The sequence below is a fragment of the Nonomuraea sp. CX421 genome (assembly GCF_059358955.1).
Genome location: NZ_JCADBK010000009.1, coordinates 71,482 through 89,790 on the forward strand (window position 1 = coordinate 71,482; position 18,309 = coordinate 89,790).

At 72.1% G+C, this 18,309-nt stretch carries 14 protein-coding genes; 4 read left to right on the forward strand and 10 right to left on the reverse strand.

All coding sequences use genetic code 11. The features are described from left to right. Positions 1–85: 85 nt before the first annotated feature. Complete coding sequence (locus tag AC5L3X_RS18485) at positions 86–4,000, forward strand: S8 family serine peptidase (protein ID WP_494858316.1); 3,915 nt, start codon at positions 86–88, stop codon at positions 3,998–4,000. A 215-nt stretch (positions 4,001–4,215) separates the two neighbouring features. Here AC5L3X_RS18485 and AC5L3X_RS18490 read toward each other — a convergent pair whose 3' ends face one another. From AC5L3X_RS18490 to AC5L3X_RS18525, 8 genes are all read right to left on the reverse strand, one after another. Continuing rightward, positions 4,216–4,668, reverse strand: a complete 453-nt coding sequence (locus AC5L3X_RS18490) for a hypothetical protein (protein ID WP_494858317.1) — start codon at positions 4,666–4,668, stop codon at positions 4,216–4,218. 270 nt (positions 4,669–4,938) lie between these two features. After that, on the reverse strand, positions 4,939–6,366 hold the full coding sequence (locus tag AC5L3X_RS18495; protein ID WP_494858318.1) for a hypothetical protein: 1,428 nt from the start codon (positions 6,364–6,366) through the stop codon (positions 4,939–4,941). A 45-nt stretch (positions 6,367–6,411) separates the two neighbouring features. After that, positions 6,412–7,098 (reverse strand): polysaccharide deacetylase family protein, encoded by a 687-nt coding sequence (locus AC5L3X_RS18500; RefSeq protein WP_494858319.1) that lies wholly within the window; start codon positions 7,096–7,098, stop codon positions 6,412–6,414. 40 nt (positions 7,099–7,138) lie between these two features. Then, positions 7,139–8,383 (reverse strand): acyl-CoA reductase, encoded by a 1,245-nt coding sequence (locus AC5L3X_RS18505; protein ID WP_494858321.1) that lies wholly within the window; start codon positions 8,381–8,383, stop codon positions 7,139–7,141. Continuing rightward, on the reverse strand, positions 8,380–9,405 hold the full coding sequence (locus AC5L3X_RS18510; RefSeq protein WP_494858322.1) for a LuxE/PaaK family acyltransferase: 1,026 nt from the start codon (positions 9,403–9,405) through the stop codon (positions 8,380–8,382). Before AC5L3X_RS18510 ends, AC5L3X_RS18505 begins: the two co-directional genes overlap by 4 nt. Further along, positions 9,402–10,715 (reverse strand): AMP-binding protein, encoded by a 1,314-nt coding sequence (locus AC5L3X_RS18515; RefSeq protein ID WP_494858323.1) that lies wholly within the window; start codon positions 10,713–10,715, stop codon positions 9,402–9,404. Before AC5L3X_RS18515 ends, AC5L3X_RS18510 begins: the two co-directional genes overlap by 4 nt. A 1-nt stretch (position 10,716) precedes the next feature. Further along, the gene (locus tag AC5L3X_RS18520; RefSeq protein WP_378611255.1) at positions 10,717–11,442 is read right to left on the reverse strand and encodes an SDR family NAD(P)-dependent oxidoreductase; all 726 of its coding nucleotides are present in this window, start codon (positions 11,440–11,442) and stop codon (positions 10,717–10,719) included. A 7-nt stretch (positions 11,443–11,449) separates the two neighbouring features. After that, positions 11,450–11,695, reverse strand: coding sequence for an acyl carrier protein (locus tag AC5L3X_RS18525; protein ID WP_189126290.1), 246 nt, complete (start codon positions 11,693–11,695; stop codon positions 11,450–11,452). Positions 11,696–12,061: 366 nt separating this feature from the next. Between AC5L3X_RS18525 and AC5L3X_RS18530 the strand changes: the two genes are divergently transcribed. Genes AC5L3X_RS18530 through AC5L3X_RS18540 form a run of 3 tightly spaced genes read left to right on the forward strand, consistent with a single transcriptional unit; the run spans position 12,062 to position 16,146 of the window. Beyond that, positions 12,062–12,691, forward strand: a complete 630-nt coding sequence (locus tag AC5L3X_RS18530) for a hypothetical protein (RefSeq protein ID WP_494858325.1) — start codon at positions 12,062–12,064, stop codon at positions 12,689–12,691. Continuing rightward, a complete protein-coding gene (locus AC5L3X_RS18535) occupies positions 12,688–14,271 on the forward strand; it encodes a hypothetical protein (protein ID WP_494858327.1) in 1,584 nt (527 codons plus the stop codon). Before AC5L3X_RS18530 ends, AC5L3X_RS18535 begins: the two co-directional genes overlap by 4 nt. A 15-nt stretch (positions 14,272–14,286) precedes the next feature. Further along, positions 14,287–16,146: a glycosyltransferase family 2 protein gene (locus AC5L3X_RS18540; protein ID WP_494858329.1), complete on the forward strand. Its 1,860-nt coding sequence runs from the start codon at positions 14,287–14,289 to the stop codon at positions 16,144–16,146. A 46-nt stretch (positions 16,147–16,192) separates the two neighbouring features. On the opposite strand, the gene AC5L3X_RS18545 is transcribed toward AC5L3X_RS18540, so the two are convergent. Together AC5L3X_RS18545 and pseB are read right to left on the reverse strand one after the other, a co-directional pair. Beyond that, positions 16,193–17,317, reverse strand: coding sequence for a DegT/DnrJ/EryC1/StrS family aminotransferase (locus tag AC5L3X_RS18545; RefSeq protein ID WP_494858330.1), 1,125 nt, complete (start codon positions 17,315–17,317; stop codon positions 16,193–16,195). Next, positions 17,317–18,300 carry a UDP-N-acetylglucosamine 4,6-dehydratase (inverting) gene (pseB, locus tag AC5L3X_RS18550; RefSeq protein ID WP_189126285.1) on the reverse strand — a complete coding sequence of 328 codons (984 nt, stop codon included), beginning with the start codon at positions 18,298–18,300 and terminating at the stop codon, positions 17,317–17,319. The genes AC5L3X_RS18545 and pseB overlap by 1 nt, the downstream gene beginning before the upstream one ends. Positions 18,301–18,309: the final 9 nt, after the last annotated feature.

The window sequence follows — 18,309 nt, forward strand, 5'->3', positions numbered from 1 at the left end:
CCTTCCGACGAGGAGCAAGCCCTGCCCGAGGCCGAGGCCGGCGCCGACGAGTACGAGCCACTCTGACACCCCTCAGGAGACCCCCATGAAGTTCCCCCCAGGCGCGCGGCGACGATGGCCGGTCGCGGCCGTCGCCGTGATCGCGATGGCCGCGACGGTGGTGCCGGTCCGCTCCGCCGCTGCCCAGGACCAGGCCCAGGCCAGGCAGACCTCAGGGCCGATCACGCTCGACGGCGTCAAGCCGGGCAAGCACGAGATCACCCTCATCACGGGTGACAAGGTGACGCTGACCGACGCGGGCGGCGGGCGCTACGGCTTCGAGACCAAGGCCGCCGTCAGGCCCGGCAGGCCGCTGCCCGTCTTCCACGGCCAGGCCACGCCCGACGGCTTCTACGTCTACCCCGACGACGTGCTGCCCGCGATCGAGGCGGGGCGCGTCGACCGCGAGTTCTTCGACGTGAAATACCTGGCCGAGCACGGCTACGCGAACGACCGCTCGGCCCACACCCCGGTGATCGTGCAGTATCCCGAGGCCACGAAGGGCCTCAAGGCCACGGCCGAGGCGCTGCCGGCCAGCTCGGCGACCGGGACTCTCGACAGCATCAACGCCGCCGCGCTGGCCGTGCCGCACCAGGAAAGCGCCACGTTCTGGTCGGCCGTACTGGGCCGGACGGCGGAGGGCAGGACGGCGAGCACCCTCAGCGCGGGGCTGACCAAGGTGTGGCTCGACCGCAAGGTCGCGGCCGACCTCGACCGGACCGTGCCGCTGATCGGCGCGCCGCAGGCGTGGGCCGCCGGATTCGAGGGCACCGGCGTCAAGGTCGCCGTCCTGGACACCGGCATCGACGAGGCACACCCGGACTTCGCCGGCAAGATCGCCGAAACCCGGTCGTTCGTCCCCGACGTCGAGTCGGTCAAGGACGGCCACGGGCACGGCACGCATGTCGCCTCGATCATCACCGGCAGTGGCGCAGCCTCGGACGGGAAGTACAAGGGCGTCGCACCCGGCGTGAAACTCGTCGTTGGCAAGGTGCTCGACGACTCCGGCGGTGGGTACGAGAGCGACGTCATCGAGGGCATGCAGTGGGCCGCCACCAGCGGCTCCAAGATCGTGAGCATGAGTCTGGGCGGTGACGCGACCGACGGCACCGATCCGATGAGCCAGGCGCTCGACAACCTGACGGCCGACACCGGCACGCTGTTCGTCGTGGCCGCGGGCAACGCGGGCGCGGCCGAGACCGTCGGCGCTCCCGGCGCCGCCCAGGCCGCCCTGACCGTCGCGGCCACTGACAACGATGACAAACTGGCCGATTTCTCCAGCCGTGGCCCCCGGCTCGACGGGGCGCTCAAGCCGGACATCGCGGCTCCCGGCGTCGACGTCGTCGCCGCCCGCGCCGCTGGTACGAGCATGGGCAACCCGGCCGACGACTCCTACACGGCGGCGTCCGGCACGTCGATGGCCACGCCGCACGTCTCCGGAGCCGCGGCGATCCTCGCCCAGCAGCACCCGGACTGGAAGGCCGCCGAGCTGAAGGCCGCGCTGATGAGCACCGCCAAGGACGTGGACGGGACCGTTTACGAGCGCGGAGCCGGCCGGCTGGACCTGGCGAACGCGATCACCCAGCGGGTGCGCGCCGCCACCGCGAACCTCGACTACGGCTCGGTGAACGACGGCAGCGCGCCGATCAGCAAGGAGATCGCGTACGCCAACACGTCCGACCAGCCGGTGACCCTCACCCTGACCCCCAGGCTGACGACCGTCGCCGGCGAAGCCGTCCCCCAGGGCGTCCTGACGGTGGACGGGACCCTGACCGTTCCGGCGGGCCAGACCGCCAAGGCCACCGTCACGTTGACCTCGGCCGATCTCGGACTGGGCACGTACACAGGCGCGGTGACCGCGACCGACGACCACGGCACCCGCCTGACCGTCCCCGTCGGCCTGACCCGCGAGCCGCCGCAGGTCACGCTCACCATCCGCACCTTCGACCGCGAGGGCGCGCCCGCGAACCCGCGCCTGCTCGGCGTCCTGGACCTCACCGGTGGCCGGGGCGATCTCGCCCGCCGCGCCAAGAGAGAGTCGCCCGGCGTCTTCCGGGTCCAGGTGCCGCGTGGCTTCTACAGCGTCACCGCGGCGGTCAACTGGGTGGATCCGTCCTCGTACCTGTCGAACGTTGGCTGGACGCTGGCACCGGAGGTCGAGGTGTCCGAGGACACCGAGGTCACCCTGGACGCGCGCAAGCTCAAGGAGATCGGCTTCAGCACCCCGAAACCGGCCGTCGCGTCCCCGGGCTCTCAGGGGTTCACCTACTTCCAGCACACGCTCAAGGACGGCAGCACCTGGTACTCCATAACGGCGTCCGCTCCTTTCATCCGGCACTGGGTCACTCCCACCAAGAAGGTCACCAAGAGCGAGTTCCGCTTCTCCACCCACTGGGGACTGGCCCCTCGCGAGGTGACCATGGAGGTACGCGGACGCGACCCGCTCCAACTGCACCCGGAGGTCTGGGCGCATGACGGAGACCTGCTCAAGGGCACCCCGCTGGAGTACGTCCCCTTCACCGGCGACCTGACCGCGAACCTGGTCGACGCCGGGGTCGGCAAGCCGGAGAACCTGGCCGGCCTCGACCTGCGCGGCAAGCTGGCGCTGCTCGACGACGACGGCGCCTGCGGCGCGGGGCTGGACCGCGTCCGGAACATCCGTGAGGCGGGGGCGTCCGGAATCCTGCTGTGGCCGTCGGCGCCGCTCTACTCCTGCGGGGACGGGCCGCATATCCCCCAGACAGTGTGGCCCGAGTCCTGGGAGAACCCCGCGACCATCGGCATCCCCTACGTGAGCGTGTCTCCCGGCGAAGCGCGAGCGCTGATCAAGCGGCTCGCCAAGGGGCCGGTCACCATCGCCGTTCAGGGCAGGCCTCATGCGTCCTACGGCTACCAGCTGGCTCCCGCCGAGAGAGGCCGGGTGCCCGCCACGCCGACCTTCAAGATCACTAACAGGCAGCTCGCGACCATCGACACCCACTACCACTCCGGTGTCCCCACGGAGTACCTCGTCGCGGCGTCCTTCATCAGGAAGGGGCAGATGGGGGCCTTCGCCGCGCACCTGCCGGTGATCAACGGACCGGGCAGGCGCACCGAGTACGTCGGCCCGATCGACCCCGAGCTGATCGTCGTCCGCGAGGTGAGCAGTGAGCAGCAGAGGTCGCTCCGCACGCTGCACGTGTTCGACAAGCCGGGACGCCACACCCAGCACTGGAATGCCGGGCCGTTGACACCGGGCGCGACCACCGTGCCCGACCCGGTCCAGCGGCTGATCGATGACTCTCCGCAGAGCGTCGCCGCCTGCTCGATCTGCCGGCAGGGCGACACCCTGTGGACCAACTACAACGAGATCGGGGCACAGAGCCAGACCGGAATGATCTGGCTCGGTGACACACGCCTCTACCGGAACGGCGCGGAGATCCCGCTCGACCTCACGAGTGGCCTCCCCGGGTTCACGTTGCCCAAGGAGGCGGGGGACTACCGGCTGACCCTCGACAACCCGAGCACCCGGACGACGGCGGAGTGGACCTTCCGCTCCGAGACGGTCACCAAGAGCGCCACGTTGCCCGGCCAAGACTGCCTGGGCTCCCTGATCGGCGCCCCGGACCCGTGCCGGCCGGAGCCGGTCGTGTTCGTCTCCTATGACCTGTCCGACGACATCGGGCTCGACAACACCGTGCCGGCGGGAAGGCGGCACACCTTCGACGTCAACGTCTACCACTCGCCGGGGACCGCCCGGATGCCCGCCATCGCCGGCCTGAAGCTGTGGATCAGCACTGACGACGGTCAGCGCTGGACCGCCGTCGACGTCCGCCGCGGTCGCGGAGGCGACTACACCGCCTCGGCCACGTATCCGCGCCTGGCCGGCACCAAGGGCGCGGTCAGCCTGAAGGCGGAGGCGTGGGACGCGGCCGGCAACCGCGTCAAGCAGACCACGCTCCGCGCCTTCACCCTGCGCTAGGACGGGAAGGTCCCGTGGCTCTCCAGAAGGGCCACGGGACACCACCGCCAGGTTGCCGGCCGATCCGCGTCGGTGCCCCCGACTCCCTGGGCGTCAGCCCACTGGAACTCCGCCACCAACTCGCCGACTTCTGGTGCCCGCGGATCGACCGGAACGTCCGTGGCGCCGCGAGCAGTTCGGCGACGGACGCTCGCGGCTCTCGGCCCACGGCGCTGTCAGGAGACGCGGGTGGAATCCATGACCCAGTTGGTCTCCCAGGACCGCTCGCCGTCATAGGAGAACGCCTGCTCCCAATGGCAGGAATCCGGCATGATCCCGGACCAGGTGAACCGTACCCGGATCGGGCGCCCATCGTCGGTGTCGTCGGCGTAGAACCTGCCGACCCCGTCGACGAACCGGCCGACGACCGGAACCGGGTCGAGGCCACGCTCACTGTTGATCCAGTGGAGCGACCACTCGTTCCGCCCGGCGTCGTACAGGCGAATCGTCGCGCCGTCGAAGTCCTTGGTCGGGAAGGTGATCTCGTCGAAGTTGCCCGCGCCACCGAACACGCTGTGTGAGACGGACCTTGCGGGAAACTCCTCCCATTCTTCGCTGCCGATACCTCGCTTCAGGAGCCTGCGGTTGGCCACGTTCCAGGTGCCGATGTAGAAGTCGAAGTCGTTCAAAGGCCTATTGGTCCTTCCGGGCGCGTGTCGGCGAGATTGCCGTCGAGTTCAGGGGGTCAGGGAAGAACCTGTGGCGACTCCAGGTGGCTCGCTCGTACTCAAGCGCGGGGAGCTCATGTTCTTCTCGCTGAACGTCATGGACTGTACGACGAGTCCACTGACACCTACTGTCAGCGGATGCGAGCCTCTCGGCTTCTGCCCATCCCCCTGCCGCTCCAGGCGCACGGGAGCGTGGCGGCCCGGCACGGAATGCCCGCCACCGGCTGATCGTCAGTCGGGTGCCGGAGCCTGCGCAGGCGGCCTCCTCCGCCGGACCAGGCGCCAGGCGGCGGCCACCAGCAGCGGCAGGAGCAGCATGCCGACGTAGATGGGCGTGGCCATGTAGCGGAAGTCCTGGGCCGAGATGTTGGCCAGAATCGCCAGCTGCTGCCCGGCGACCACCGCGGCCACGGCCACCACGTAGCGGTTGCGCAGCGCCCACGCCGCCAGCGCGACGGCCACGTACGCCAGGTAGGCCCAGAGCGCGCCCCGCCAGATCAGCGAGTCGTACTCGGTGCTGCCGATCAGCCAGGCTTCGGCCACCCGGTGCAGGTCGGGCGACTTCGGCCGGAGCCGGAAGACCTGCCGCTCGGGATAGTCGGGCACCTTGCCCGGGCCGACGTACGTCTCGGAGGTGGGCCGGAGCGAGAAGTGGTAGGTCTCCCCGCCGACGGCCCACTCGTCCTCAGCCGGCCGCCAGGCGATCTGCCCCCTGCAGAGCCTGGCCTCCACGATCAGACCGGGGTGCTCCAGCAGCAGGCGTTTCCACAGGCTGAGCAGCTCGCCCGCGTGCTTGTCGGCCTGCTGCCAGCTGAAGTCGCGCCGCCAGATCAGCGTGTTGATCGTGTGGCAGGTGCCGCCCTCCCGCCATCTGGACAGTGGCGCGACGGCGGTCATCAACGTCTGGTCCTGGTCGGTGAACACCTCGGGATGGTCGCGGTAGAGGACGGCGACGTCGCCGAACGCCGTGTGGTAGACGTACGTGCTGGACGGGGCGGAGATGCCGGCGTGCGGCAGCACCACGTTGTTCAGCAGCAGGGGCACGGCCGCCGCCGCGGCGCCGACGACCGCCAGCCCGGCTCTCCTGGTCCTGACCACCACGACCAGCACGACGACGGCCACCGCCACGACCAGGAAACCGTTGGCCCTGAACAGGCCGAGAGCGGTCATCAGCCCGCCGAGCGCGACCAGCCGGGGGCCGCTGAGGGTGCGGCCGGCCGCCATCCCCGCGCACACCGCGGCGATCGCGACGGCGCAGAGCGTGAACGGCACGTCCTTCCACAGCGCGACCGCGAACGCGCCGACCGGCGGCAGCAAGGGCAGCAGGATCGCCACCGCCGTCGTGGACCGGCGCGGCGCGCCGAGCGCCTTCAGCGCGCCCGCGAGATAGGTGAGCACCGCGGCCATGGCGGTCGTCTGGAGCAGCGTGACCAGGCCGACGTCGCCGGTCATCCGCATGCTCAGCCACAGCAGCCCGTCGTAGGCCACCGAATGGTCGCTCACCCACGGGCCGGCCATCGTGTGGCTGAGATACAGCACCGAGTCGCGGCTGAACAGGCCCGGATAGAAGGCCGCCCACCAGCAGGCGAGCACGGCCTGAATGGCGACGAAGGTCGCGAGCGGCGCCCAGCGCGGACGTTTCGCGGTCTCGGTCTGCATGGTTCCATTTCCCGGGCAGCCGGGAAACCCCGGACTCGGCGAGCTCTAGGGGTAGCTGACGCCGGGTCGCAGCCCCTTGGCTCCCTTGGCTCCCGCTAACGCAGGCACGGTGACCAGGTGGTAGCCGCGTTTCTTCAGCTCCTTGACGATCGCCGGCATGGCCTGGACGGTCTGCGGGACCGTGTCGTGCATCAGGATCACGCCGTCACGTCTGGCCAGCCGGAGCACCGCGGCCTTGATTTTCTTGGCGTCACGCAGGCTCCAGTCGAGCGTGGTGCCCGTCCACAGCACCTGCGCCAGGTCCTGCTCGCCGGCGATGCCCAGCACCCGCTCGTCCGTGTGCCCGTACGGCGGGCGGAACATTCGCACCCGCCTGCCCGTCGCGTCCTCGATGGCGGCCGAGGCGGCGCGCATCTCGTCGCTGATCTCGTAGGTGAGCAGCGGTGGCAGCGACTGGTGGGAGTAGGTGTGGTTGCCGATCGCGTGTCCCTCGCGCGCGGCCCGCCTGACGACCGACGGAGACTCCTCGGCGTGCTTGCCCGTGACGAAGAAGGTCGCCTTGACCTTCTCCTTCTTCAGCAGGTCGAGCAGGGTGCGGGTGTGCTTGCCCGGGCCGTCGTCGAAGGTCAGCGCCAGGCACTTGACCTTGGAGCAGTCGATCTTCGCCTGGACGTCGGCGGCGGGGAGGACGCTCGTCGCCAGTGACAGTGCCAGCAAGCCGTGAACCACCACAGGTGACACCTTAAGCCCAAAACTGGACGGGTGCGCCGGGTCACCCGGTGACGGTGACCAGGCGGGTGAACTCGGCCGGTAGGTCGACACCGTCCCACACCCGGTGGAAGCTGAGCGCGCCGCCGACGGGCACCATGCGGTCGACCCCCCGTCCGGCCAGCGACTCGGCCAGCTCCTCCAGCTCGGCCCGCGCGAAGCCGAAATGCGCCAGCGTCTGGTCCTTGCGCCTCACCAGGCCGGTCAGCTCGGCCAGGGCGGCGAGCCGGGTGTGCGCGAACGTGCCCGCACCCAGCCAGCGCCGGGGGGCCGCCTCGGGACCGGCCAGAACCACGCTGGCCAGGGTGTTGCCGTGGAAGCCGACCGTGTCGGCGGCGCCGTCGGCGGCCAGGCCGTAGGTCGCCACCCGCTTCTCGACCGCCATCGCGGTGTCGACGGTCCAGCCCCGCCGCTTCACCGCCCGCGCCAGGCAGGTGGTGAAATCGGCCCGCGCCGCGTCACAGTCGGCGGCCGAGCCCACCCAGAACACGGTGCGCGGCGACGAGCAGGCGGCCTGGTCGAACCAGTAGGAGTCGCTCGCGAACCCGTCGGCCACCGCCTCACGCGTGCCCGGAGGAGCCTCCAGCCACGCCGCCGCCCGGATGACCGCGAACGACGACCGGTCAGGGAAGGTGAGGTCGCGCGCGTGCGGCGCCAGCGGATGCCGGCGGATCTCCGCCACCGTACGGTCGCCGCCCCAGATCACCCGCAGGTCGCAGGCCGCCGAGAGCGCCGCGGTGACCACGTCGGAACGGTCGTAGGTGACGATGCGCTGCGTCGCCGCCACCACCGGGTCGGCCCCGGCGAGCGTCTCCTGGAGGGTCCGCACGATCGTCGAGGCCACGGCCCCGGCGCGCGGCGAGAGCCGTACGACGTTGCGGTTGCCCATCAGGGCGGACAGCGCCCACGAGTAGACGAAGACGGTGTCGACGTTGGCGGGCGGGATGTGCAGGATCAGGCCGCGCGGCACCCGCAGGTGCTCGCCACGCAGCCCGTCGACGGTGCGCGCCAGCTCGCCGGGCCGCAGGAAGAAGCCGAGCGAGGCCAGCTCGGGATGGCGACGCGCCGACTCGGGGGTCAGCAGCCGCCGCCCGAACGCCGCCAGGAAGTCACGCATCCGCCCGTCCCCGGCCCGCAACGTCCCACCCGAGAGCGTCGCGCCGGAGGAGAGCTCGTCGAGCAGGGCCTCGACCGTCACGGGTCGCGTCGTGGGAAACAGCACCTCGACCAGTGCCGCGGCGGGTGTCACGCGGGCACCGCCGTGTCGCTGCAGCCGCGGACCTCGGCACGGGGCAGCCGCCCGAGGATGGAAAAGCGCTTGCCCGGCCACACGCCGTCGTCGATGCCGTGCACTACGCCGAGATCCTCGGTCAGCAGGACGTGCCCCGGATAGGAGGTGGGCAACGTGCTGACCACCTCGACCACCCCGGGCACGCCCGGCGGGGCCTCCTCCCACGTCTCCGGGTCACGGATCAGCACGTTGGCGAAGTCGGGGCAGTAGAGGCCGCCGCCGTCGGGGCCTTCGAGGAAGACCGTGCCGATCTGCTCGACCATCCCGTAGAAGTCGTGGACGCGGGTCAGCCCGCACTCGCGGCGGAGCGCGCCGCGGAACACGGCGGCGTCCACCGCCTGGTCGGCCAGGCGTTTCCAGCCGCCGGAGTGGATCAGGATCCCGCGCGACAGGTCGAGGCCCAGCTCGCGCAGGTGGAGCCAGACCATGAAGGTGAACCCGAAGATCAGAAAACGCCCGCCGCCGTGCCGCGCGAGGAAGGCGCGCACCGCCGCGGCGTCGACCTCGCCGCCCTCGTCGAGGACGAACGTGTAGTGCCTGCCGAGGTTCATCATGCCGAGCACGCCCGCTCCCCGGGCGCTGAGGGCCGGGCCGCGCACCGCCGCGCGGCTGTCGACGATCAGCATGGGCAACCGCTGCTCGCCGAGCACGGTCCTGAGCGTCGCGGCCAGCATGCGCGGCTGGGCCGCCGCCGCCTCCCGGTCGAGGTGGATCCGGCTGGGCGCCTGCCCGGTGGTGCCGCTGGAGGTCAGCACCCGGAACACCCGCTCTCGCGGCACGCTGCGCAGCTCGTGGGTCTTGAACAGGCGCACCGGCAGCCACGGCAGGTCTGCCACCCGCGCGTAGGGGGGCTCCGACCTGATCGCGGCTAAGATCCGCGCGTAGGGCGGGCAGGCATCGCGGTGCCGGACGGTCAGCGCGGCCAGCCGTGGCAGCAGGAACGCCTCCCGCTCGGCCTCCGTCAGGGTGAAGACCGTCACGCGCGGGCCTCCAGCGCGCGGTAGTCGACCTTGCCCGTGGCGAGCATCGGCAGCCGGTCGACCGCGCGCACGTCGAAGCCGCTCCAGTGCAGCCGCAGCTCCACGCCCAGCCGCCGGGCGAGCCGGCCGCACCCGTCGCGGTCGAGCCCCTCGGCCCAGACGGTGACCCGGTCGTCGCCACTGGTCACCGCGATCGGGCCGCAGTCGCGCAGCAGCCCCTCGACGTCGTCGAGGTTGACCCGCACGCCGAAGATCTTGGCGATGCGCCTGGCCCGGCCGGTCAGGAAGAGGAAGCCCTCGTCGTCGAGGTGGCCCAGGTCTCCGGTGCGCAGCACGCCGCCCAGGTCGTCGCCCCGGGCCAGGTCGGCCGCGGTCTCGGCGTAGCCCATCATCACGTTGGGGCCGTGGTAGACGATCTCGCCGCCGTCGACGGCCAGCCGCCCGCCGGGCAGGGCCAGGCCCGCCGAGCCAGGCTTGTCGGGCAGCCGCTCGGGCGGCAGGACGGCGATGCGGGCGGTGGCCTCGGTCTGGCCGTACATCACGAAGAAGCGCTCGGCGACGGCGGCGAACCGGGTCACCAGCTCGGGTCGCAGCCGCCCGCCCGCCTGGGTGAGCGTGGTGAGGCTGGGATGCTCGGCCGGGTCGAAGCGGAGCCGGCGCAGCATCTCGTACTGGTAGGGGACGCCCGCGAGGGAGGTGCAGCGGTGGCCGTCGAGATGGGTCCAGAACGAGCGCTCCAGCAGGCCCGCGTCGGTGAGCACCACGGTCGCGCCCGCGGCGAGATGGCTGTTGAGCACCGACAGCCCGTAGCTGTAGTGCAGGGGCAGGCTGGTCGGCGCGACGTCGCCGGGGCCGATGGCCAGGGCGTCGGCGATGGCGCGGGCGTTGGCCAGCACGGCCGCCCGCGACAGCCGGACGAGCTTGGGGTTGCCGGTCGAGCCCGACGTGGCGAGCAGCACGGCCAGCTCGGGATGCGGCTCGGCGTCGGGGCGCCGGCCGCGCGGCGAGCCCTCGACGGCGTGCGCGAAGCCGGTCAGCCCAGCGGGCCTGAACCGCGCGATCAGCTCGGTCAGCGCGCCGGCCGAGAGGTCGGGGTCGAGCAGCGCGACCGGCCGGCCGGCCCGCCACGCGGCCAGGTAGCGCACCACGGACGCCAGGTCGTTGCGCATTCCGCAGAACAGCGGGCCGGGCGGCAGCCGGGTCAGGACCTGGGCGGTGCGCTCGATCCGGGTGGTCAACGCGTCGCCGGCGAGCGCGCCGGGCTCACCGGCGACGACCAGCCGGGCTTCGGGATGCGGGAAGTCGGCCACCTCAGAGCACCAGCCCGCCGTCCACGCCGATGACCTGGCCGGTGATGAAGCCGGCGTGGCCGGAGAGCAGGAAGGCCACGGTGGCGGCCACGTCGTCGGAGCTGCCCAGGCGGCCGAGCGGGGTCGCGGCGACCGTCGCGGCGCGGGCCCGGTCGTCGAGGGTGGCCAGCATGCCGGTCTCGATGTAGCCCGGGGCCACCGCGTTGACCCGGATGCCCGCCGGCCCCAGCTCCCGCGCGGCGGCCATGGCCAGACCGAGCAGGGACGCCTTCGTCGCGGAGTAGACCGCCTGACCGGGCGCCCCACGGTGGCCCATGACCGACGAGATCAGGACCACGGCGGGGCTCATGCCCCGGCGCAGCAGCCGGACCGCCGCCTGCAGGGTGTGCGCGGCGCCCATCGCGTTGGTCTCGAACAGCCTGACCACCGCGGCGCTGGACATCATGCCGAGCAGCCCGGCCTCGTGCACCCCGGCGTTGATCACCAGTGCGTCGAGGCGCTCGTGTCGTCTGCGGACCTCGCGCATCATCGCGGACACCGCGTCGGGGTCGGCCACGTCGCCGTGGACGGAACCGGCCCGCCCGCCGGTCTCGGCGGCGATCTCGGCCGCGGCCTTCGCCGCGCGCTCCTGGTCGCGCCCGTGGACGACGACCTCGTGCCCGGCCTTCGCCAGCCTGACGGCCACGGCCCGCCCAATGCCCGAGGTCGAACCGGTGACCAGCGCCACGCGCGGGTCAGAGCGCGGCGCTGACACCGTGCTTTTCCAGCAGCCGGGCCGCGTGCGCGAACGAACTCATGTCGATCATCTCGTCCGTGTCGATCATCACGGCGAACTCGTCCTCCATCGCGGCGACCAGCGCCATGTGGGCGAGCGAGTCCCACTGCGGGATCGCCCGGTATTCGAGGCCGTCGACGTCGGTGCCCTCTGGAAGGCTCAGCGCGGCGCGGAAGACGTCGCGCAGCCGGTCGAGATGACTCATGATGACTCACTCTCTGTGGTCGTGCCGGAACGTAGTGTAGCCCCGATCGTGCACGGCTCAAACCCGGAACCGTCGCGGGTAATGGAACCGTATAAACGCCTCTGGCGCGGTGGCCGGGCTGCGAATCTCGGACGCGGCACGCCGGTCACTTCAGGGGGAATGATGGACAAGTCCAATCACTGGTACGGGCATTCCCGAATACTCGGTAGATACTGCGGCCTGGCGGACGACACGCCCAAGCGAATCCAGGGATTCCTGCAACACGGCTGGAACTACCTTCACGGATTTCCGCCCGACGACCACTGGTGCAGCCCCGGATATCCCCGGTTCGTCTGGTCTGACGTGCTCCGACGCCGCGGTTGGTCGATGGGGCGCAGGGGCCACTACGTTATCGGGGCCCCCTGGGTCTACCTCCTCCAGTTGGAGCCCGATCTCGGCAGGGTGCCGGAACGGAAAGGGACGATCTGGTACCCGTTCCACGGCTGGGAGAAAAGCTCGGTCCGCGGTGACCACGCCCGGCTCGCCGCCGAGATCCGCGAGGTGGAGACCGGCCCTGTGACCGTCTGTCTTTACTGGCTCGAATTCGCCAATCCGGCCATTCGGCAGGCGTACGAATCGGTGGGTTTCCGGGTGGTCTGTCACGGCGAGCGCGGCTCGCGCTGGGACCGCAAGGGGCGCGGGTTCCTGCGCAGGCAGCTCATCGAGCTGCGCAGGCACCGCCGGGTGGCCTCCAACCGGCTCGGCAGCGCGCTGTTCTACGGCGTCTCGGTCGGCTGCGACGTCGCCGTCTACGGCGATCCCATGCAGTACGAGGACGAACGGCCCGAGTACGGCGGCACGGCCCGGCGGCGGCGCCTGTGGCCGGAGCTGCACGGAGTGCACGTCGATCGCGCCCTGGCCGCCGAGACCGCCCGGAGCGAGCTGGGTTTCGACCACCAGGCGACACCGGAGGAGCTACGGCGCATGTTCGGCTGGAAGCGGGTGCGGTCCGCATGAACGAGGCACCCCAGAACGTCCGGTTGATCGGTGGCGAGATGCTGCTGTGGTCGGACGCCGACGACCCCGTCGACTGGCGCGGAGCCGGACTGGAGCTGGTCAGGCGGCTGCTCCCCGCCGAGGGCCGGGTGCTGCTGGCAGGCCCGCATCCGCAGGCGCTCGTCGACGCGGTCGCGGCCAGGGCGGGGTCGGTCGCGGTGCTGGTGCGCTCCTATCCCGACGCGTGCGCGCTCGGCGAGCGTCACCCCGCGCTGACCGTGCACTGCGGCAGACTGCGGGCGCTCACTGTCGAGGAGCCGTACGACCTGGTCCTGGCGCTCGACGGTCTCCAGCGCACCAGCTCGGCCGAGGAACCCGCGCCCGCCTGGCGGGCCTCGCTCGACGCGCTGGCCGCTCTCGTGGCGCCGGGCGGGCGGCTGGTCCTGGCCGTGGCCAACGACCTCGGCATCGACCGGTTCGTCGAGGCCCGGCCCCCCGACCGGGAGGGCGGCGACGGCCAGTGGGAGCCGCACGGCTTCGACCCGAGCCACCCGCGCGGCTCCGGCCCGCTCGACCAGGCGCTGGAGGCGTCAGGACTGGCCGTCGACCGCTGCTACGCCGCCTACCCCGGACGCCGCGCCCCGCGCGCGCTGCTCGGGCGCGAGCTGCTGGAGCGTAACCTGCCGGAGGCCCTGACGGTCCCGCTCAGCGCGCGCGGCGGCGACACGATGCGCGTCGCCGATCCGCTGCGGCTGTCGCGGCTCGCGTTCCGGCACGGGCTCGGCGAGCAGCTGGCCCCGGCGTGGGTGGCGGTCGCCACCAGGCCGGGCGACGCGGGCGACGTCGAGCTGCCGCCCGGCCTCATCGAGGTGGGCCGGGCCGTGCACGAGATCACGCCGGAGGCCATCAGGCGGCTGCCGGGCGGCGCCGCCCGCCCGATCCCGCGTGGCCGGGTCGTGGAGGAACTGCTGGTCGAGGCGTGCGCCCGCGAGGACGTCCGCGCGGTGCGCGAGCTGCTCGCCAAGCTGGCCGACTGGGTCACCGACGGCGGCGACGCCACGGTCGACAACCTCGTGTGGGACGGCGAGCACTTCGCCGCCGTCATCCCGGTGCCCGCTCCGGCCACCACGCCGGTCGCCCGGGTGGTGCTCTGCCGGATCCTGTGGAGGTTCGCGGTCCGGCTGCTGGCGGCGGGCCACCACCACCCGTGGCCGTGGCCACTGGCGGCCGACCAGCTGACCCTGACGCTGTGCGGCATGGCCGGGAAGCCGTGCGACCAGGCCGACCTCGACCTGGCCAGGAAGCTCGACGCCGAGCTGGGGCAGCCGGCCGAGGTGCCCGACGCGTCGCCCACCTACCGCGACCTGCTCGGCGCCCGCGACCGCCTGGCCGACCAGCTCACCGCCGCTCTGGCCCGGGTCGCCCGCCTGGAGACCAAGCTCACCTACCGCGAGCGCGAGCTGGTGCGCGCCCGGGCCAAGGTGCGCAGGAGCCAGCGGAAGGTGGCCGCCTACCGCAGAACGCTCGGATATCGCCTCTCCCGCCGCCTCGTCCATCCGCGGAAGGTGGCCCGCAGGGTCAAGCGCATGCTGTCTCGCTGAGGAAAGAAGGCTCTCGTGCCGGTTCTTTCGGTGATCGTCCCGTTCCACGACGTGGAGAAGTATCTCGGAACCTGCCTCGACTCGATCGGGGCGCAGACCTTCCGGGACCTGGAGGTGATCTGTGTCGACGACGGCAGCCACGACGGCGGCGCTGCGGTGGTGGAGGCCGCGATGGCGGCCGACGAGCGGGTGCGGCTGATCCGGCAGGCCAACCACGGCGCCGGGCACGCCCGCAACACCGGGGTGCGCCAGGCGACCGGCCGCTACCTCGCCTTCGTCGACGGCGACGACACGGTGCCGCCCACCGCCTTCCAACGGCTGCTGTCGTCGCTCGAGTCCACGGGCTCCGACCTGGCCTGCGGAAACGTCATGCGGCTGCACCGCAACCTGCTCGTGCCGTCCTGGGCGCACCGCAAGGCGTTCGCCGAGCCGCTGAAGCGCACCCACATCACCAGCCATCCGCTGCTGATCCGCGACCGCATGGTCTGGAACAAGGTCTACCGGCGTTCCTTCTGGGACGACCTCGGGCTGAGCTTCCCCGAGCGCAGGTACGAGGACCAGCCGGTCTCCGTCGCCGCCCACGTGGGAGCCGCCGCCGTCGACGTGCTCAAGAGCGTCGTCTACCACTGGCGGCAGCGCGACGAGGAGAACGCCTCGATCACCCAGTGCCGCCTGGAGCCGGGCAACCTCCACGACCGCCTGCTCTCGGTGCTGCAGACGGCCGAACTGCTCGCTGAGCGGGCGCCCGAGCTGAAGCCGTACTTCGACCGCGACACGCTGGTCATCGACCTGACCGTCGCGGTGGAGGCCGTGGCCGCGGTGGGCGACCAGGCCGACCCCGCGCTGGTCGAGCTCGCCGTCCGCTACCTCGACGGCGTCGCGCCGGAGGAGTGGCTGGGCGTCCCGTACGCGCACCGGCTCCTCGTGCACCTGCTGCACCAACGGCGGCTGGACGACCTCGCCTTTCTGTTCGCGCAGGAACGCGACGAGCGCCTGTGGCCGCGCCTGTGCCGCCCCGGCTTCGGCCGCAGGCGGTGGTACGGCCGGCATCCGGCGATGCCCGAGCACCTGTCGGACGTCACCGACGAGCTGGAGCTGGTGACCCGGCTGACGACCCTGGAATGGCGCGACGGCGTCCTGTACGGCCAGGGGGTGCTGTCGGCCGGCCGGTTCGACGGCAGGGACCTGCGCCGGACCGCCGTCCGCGTGTGGCTGGAGGAGCGCGGCACCGGGGAGACCGTGCCGCTCCCCGGCCGGGCAGGCAGGCGCGGCGTCCCCTGGGAGAGAGGCGGTTTTCCCTTCGGGTTCGCGTTCGACCCGGCCGCGCTGACCACGGCGCAGCTCACCCGCAGGGGGCAGTGGGACCTGCGAGCCGAGCTGCGGGCGACCGGGCTGCGGCTGGCCGGACGGGTCGCCACGCCTCGCGGACTGCCGCTCGCGCCGCCGGCCCCGGCGCGCCGGGGCAACACCTGGCTGGTTCCCGTCCGCAACCGCAGGGGGGTGTGGGGGTTGCGGCTGTGCCGGGCCCAGGCCGTCATCGGCGAGTGCCGGGTCGACGGCGACGACCTGGTCCTGTCGGGGGAGCTGGCCGATCTCGGCGACGGCGAACCGGTGCTGCGGCTGGTGCGCAGGAGCGACGGGGAGGAGATGTACTTTCCGCTGGTCATGGCCGGGCACCGCTTCCGGGCCCGGGTTCCGCTGCGGGACGTCGACGAGTCCGTGGGCCAGGAGTCGAGGTGGGAGGTGGTCATCGACCAGGGCCGGGAGATCAGGCCCCTGGTGCGCACCCGGGAGCGGCCGATGGCGACCGTCGCCGACCGGCGCTTCGAGGTGGACCGGGGCGGCGACGGCTGCCTGGTGCTGGCCGAGCTCTGAGCCGGGGCGGCGACGGCGGCTGGTGCCGGCCGAGCTCTGAGCCGGGTCAGCGCAGGACGGCGGCCAGGTGGTCGGCCACCCGGTCCTGCTGGGCGTCGGTGAGGTCGGGGAAGAGCGGCAGCGAGAGCTGCTCGGCGTAGTAGGCCTCGGCCTCGGGGCAGAGCCCGCGCTGGTAGCCGAGGTCCTCGAACACCGGATGCCAATAGGCGGGCACGTAGTTGACCTGCACCCCGATGCCGGCCGCGCGCATCCGCTGGTAGACCTCGCGCCTGCGGCCGTCGTGGATCCGTATCGGATAGAGGTGCCAGCTCGGCTCGGTGTAGGACCGCCGCGCCGGAAGCGTCAGACCGGGCAGGCCGCCGAGCAGCGCATGGTAGCGGGCGACCAGCTCGGCCCGCCGGGCCCGGAAGGCCCCGAGCCGCCGCAGCTGGCTGAGACCGAGCGCGCAGAGCACGTCGGGCAGCCGGTAGTTGAGCCCGAACTCGTGGACCTCCTGGTGCCAGCCGCCGTGCTCGGGGTCGCGCTGCTCGGCGGGCTCCCTGACCAGCCCGTGGTTGCGGAAGCGGGAGGCTCGCGCGAACCGCTCGGGGTCGGCCACCGCGACCGCGCCGCCCTCGGCCGTGGTCACGGTCTTGGTCGGGAAGAAGGAGAACGTGGTGAGATCGGCCAGCCGCCCCACTGGGCGGTCCCGGTAGGTCGAGCCGAGGGAGTGGGCCGCGTCGCCGATCAGTGTCGCGCCGGCCCGCCCGGCGACCTCGCGCAGCTCGTCGTAGTCGGCCGGATGGCCGGCGTAGTCGACCGCGGTGATCGCGCGAGTGCGGCCGGTCACCGCCGCCGAGGCGGCGCCGGGGTCGAGGTTGCCCGTGTCGGGCTGTACGTCGGCGAAGACCACGCGGGCCCCGCGCAGGACGGCGGTGGAGGCGGTCGCCACGAACGTCAGCGGAGAGGTGATCACCTCGTCACCCGGCCCGACACCGGTGGCCGCGTAGGCGACGTGCAGGGCGGCGGTGCCCGAGGTGACGGCCAGGCAGGGCACCCTGCCCGTCCAGCGGGTCAGCTCGGCCTCGAACCGGCCGACCGCCGGGCCCGTGGTCAGCCAGTCGCCGCGCAGCACCTCGGCGACCGCCTCGACGTCGTCCTCGGTGATCGAGTGGCGTCCGTAGGGCAGCATCAGACGCCGGCCGCCACGATGGCGCGCAGGTCGTCGACCGACAGCCACCGGTCGTTGGTGTCGGAGCGGTAGCAGAAGCCCTCGGGCAACTGCTCGGCGTGCTGCGGCGGCTGGTAGCCCCAGGTGGCGATCGTCGGCTGGACGATGTAGCGGTCGGCCAGCCGGAGCGCCCGGCGGCCGTCGTCGGGGCCGATCATCTCCTCGTGCAGCTTCTCGCCCGGCCTGATGCCGATCTCGTAGACCGGGCTCCGCGGGGCCACCGCCTCGGCCAGGTCGGTGATCCGCATGCTGGGGATGCGCGGCACGTACAGCTCGCCGCCCCGCATCAGCTCGAACGACTCGACGACGAACCGCACGGCCTGGTCGAGCGTGATCCAGAACCTGGTCATCCGCTTGTCGGTGATCGGCAGGCTGCCGCCCTCCTCGGCCAGCCGCCGGAAGAACGGCACCACCGAGCCCCGGCTGCCGACCACGTTGCCGTAGCGCACCACGGCGAACCGGGTGACGTGGCCGGCGGCGTAGTGGTTGGCCGACACGAACAGCTTGTCGGCGACCAGCTTCGTGGCGCCGTAGAGGTTGACCGGGCCGGAGGCCTTGTCGGTGGAGAGCGCGACGACCCTGCTCACCCCGCTGTCGATCGCCGCCTCGACCACGTTCTGTGAGCCCGACACGTTGGTGCGGACGTACTCGAACGGGTTGTACTCGGCGGTGTCGACCTGTTTGAGGGCGGCGGCGTGGACCACGTGGTCGACGCCGTGCATGGCCCGGGTCAGCCGGTCGCGGTCCCTGACGTCGCCGATGAACCAGCGCAGCCGCCGGTCGTCGCCGAACAGCTGGCGGGCCTCCCACTGCTTCAGCTCGTCGCGCGAGAACACCACCAGCCGGCGCAGGTCGAGGGAGTCAAGGGCGTGCCGGATGAACGCCTTGCCGAAGGACCCCGTGCCTCCGGTGATCAGAACCGACGATCCACTGAGAATGCTCACGTGGCCCCC

Coding starts and splice junctions, on each gene's coding strand:
- AC5L3X_RS18485 (WP_494858316.1), top strand. CDS start 86: ATGAAGTTCCCCCCAGGCGCGCGGCGACGATGGCCGGTCGCGGCCGTC.
- AC5L3X_RS18495 (WP_494858318.1), bottom strand. CDS start 6,366: ATGCAGACCGAGACCGCGAAACGTCCGCGCTGGGCGCCGCTCGCGACC.
- AC5L3X_RS18525 (WP_189126290.1), bottom strand. CDS start 11,695: ATGAGTCATCTCGACCGGCTGCGCGACGTCTTCCGCGCCGCGCTGAGC.
- AC5L3X_RS18530 (WP_494858325.1), top strand. CDS start 12,062: ATGGGGCGCAGGGGCCACTACGTTATCGGGGCCCCCTGGGTCTACCTC.
- AC5L3X_RS18535 (WP_494858327.1), top strand. CDS start 12,688: ATGAACGAGGCACCCCAGAACGTCCGGTTGATCGGTGGCGAGATGCTG.
- AC5L3X_RS18545 (WP_494858330.1), bottom strand. CDS start 17,317: ATGCTGCCCTACGGACGCCACTCGATCACCGAGGACGACGTCGAGGCG.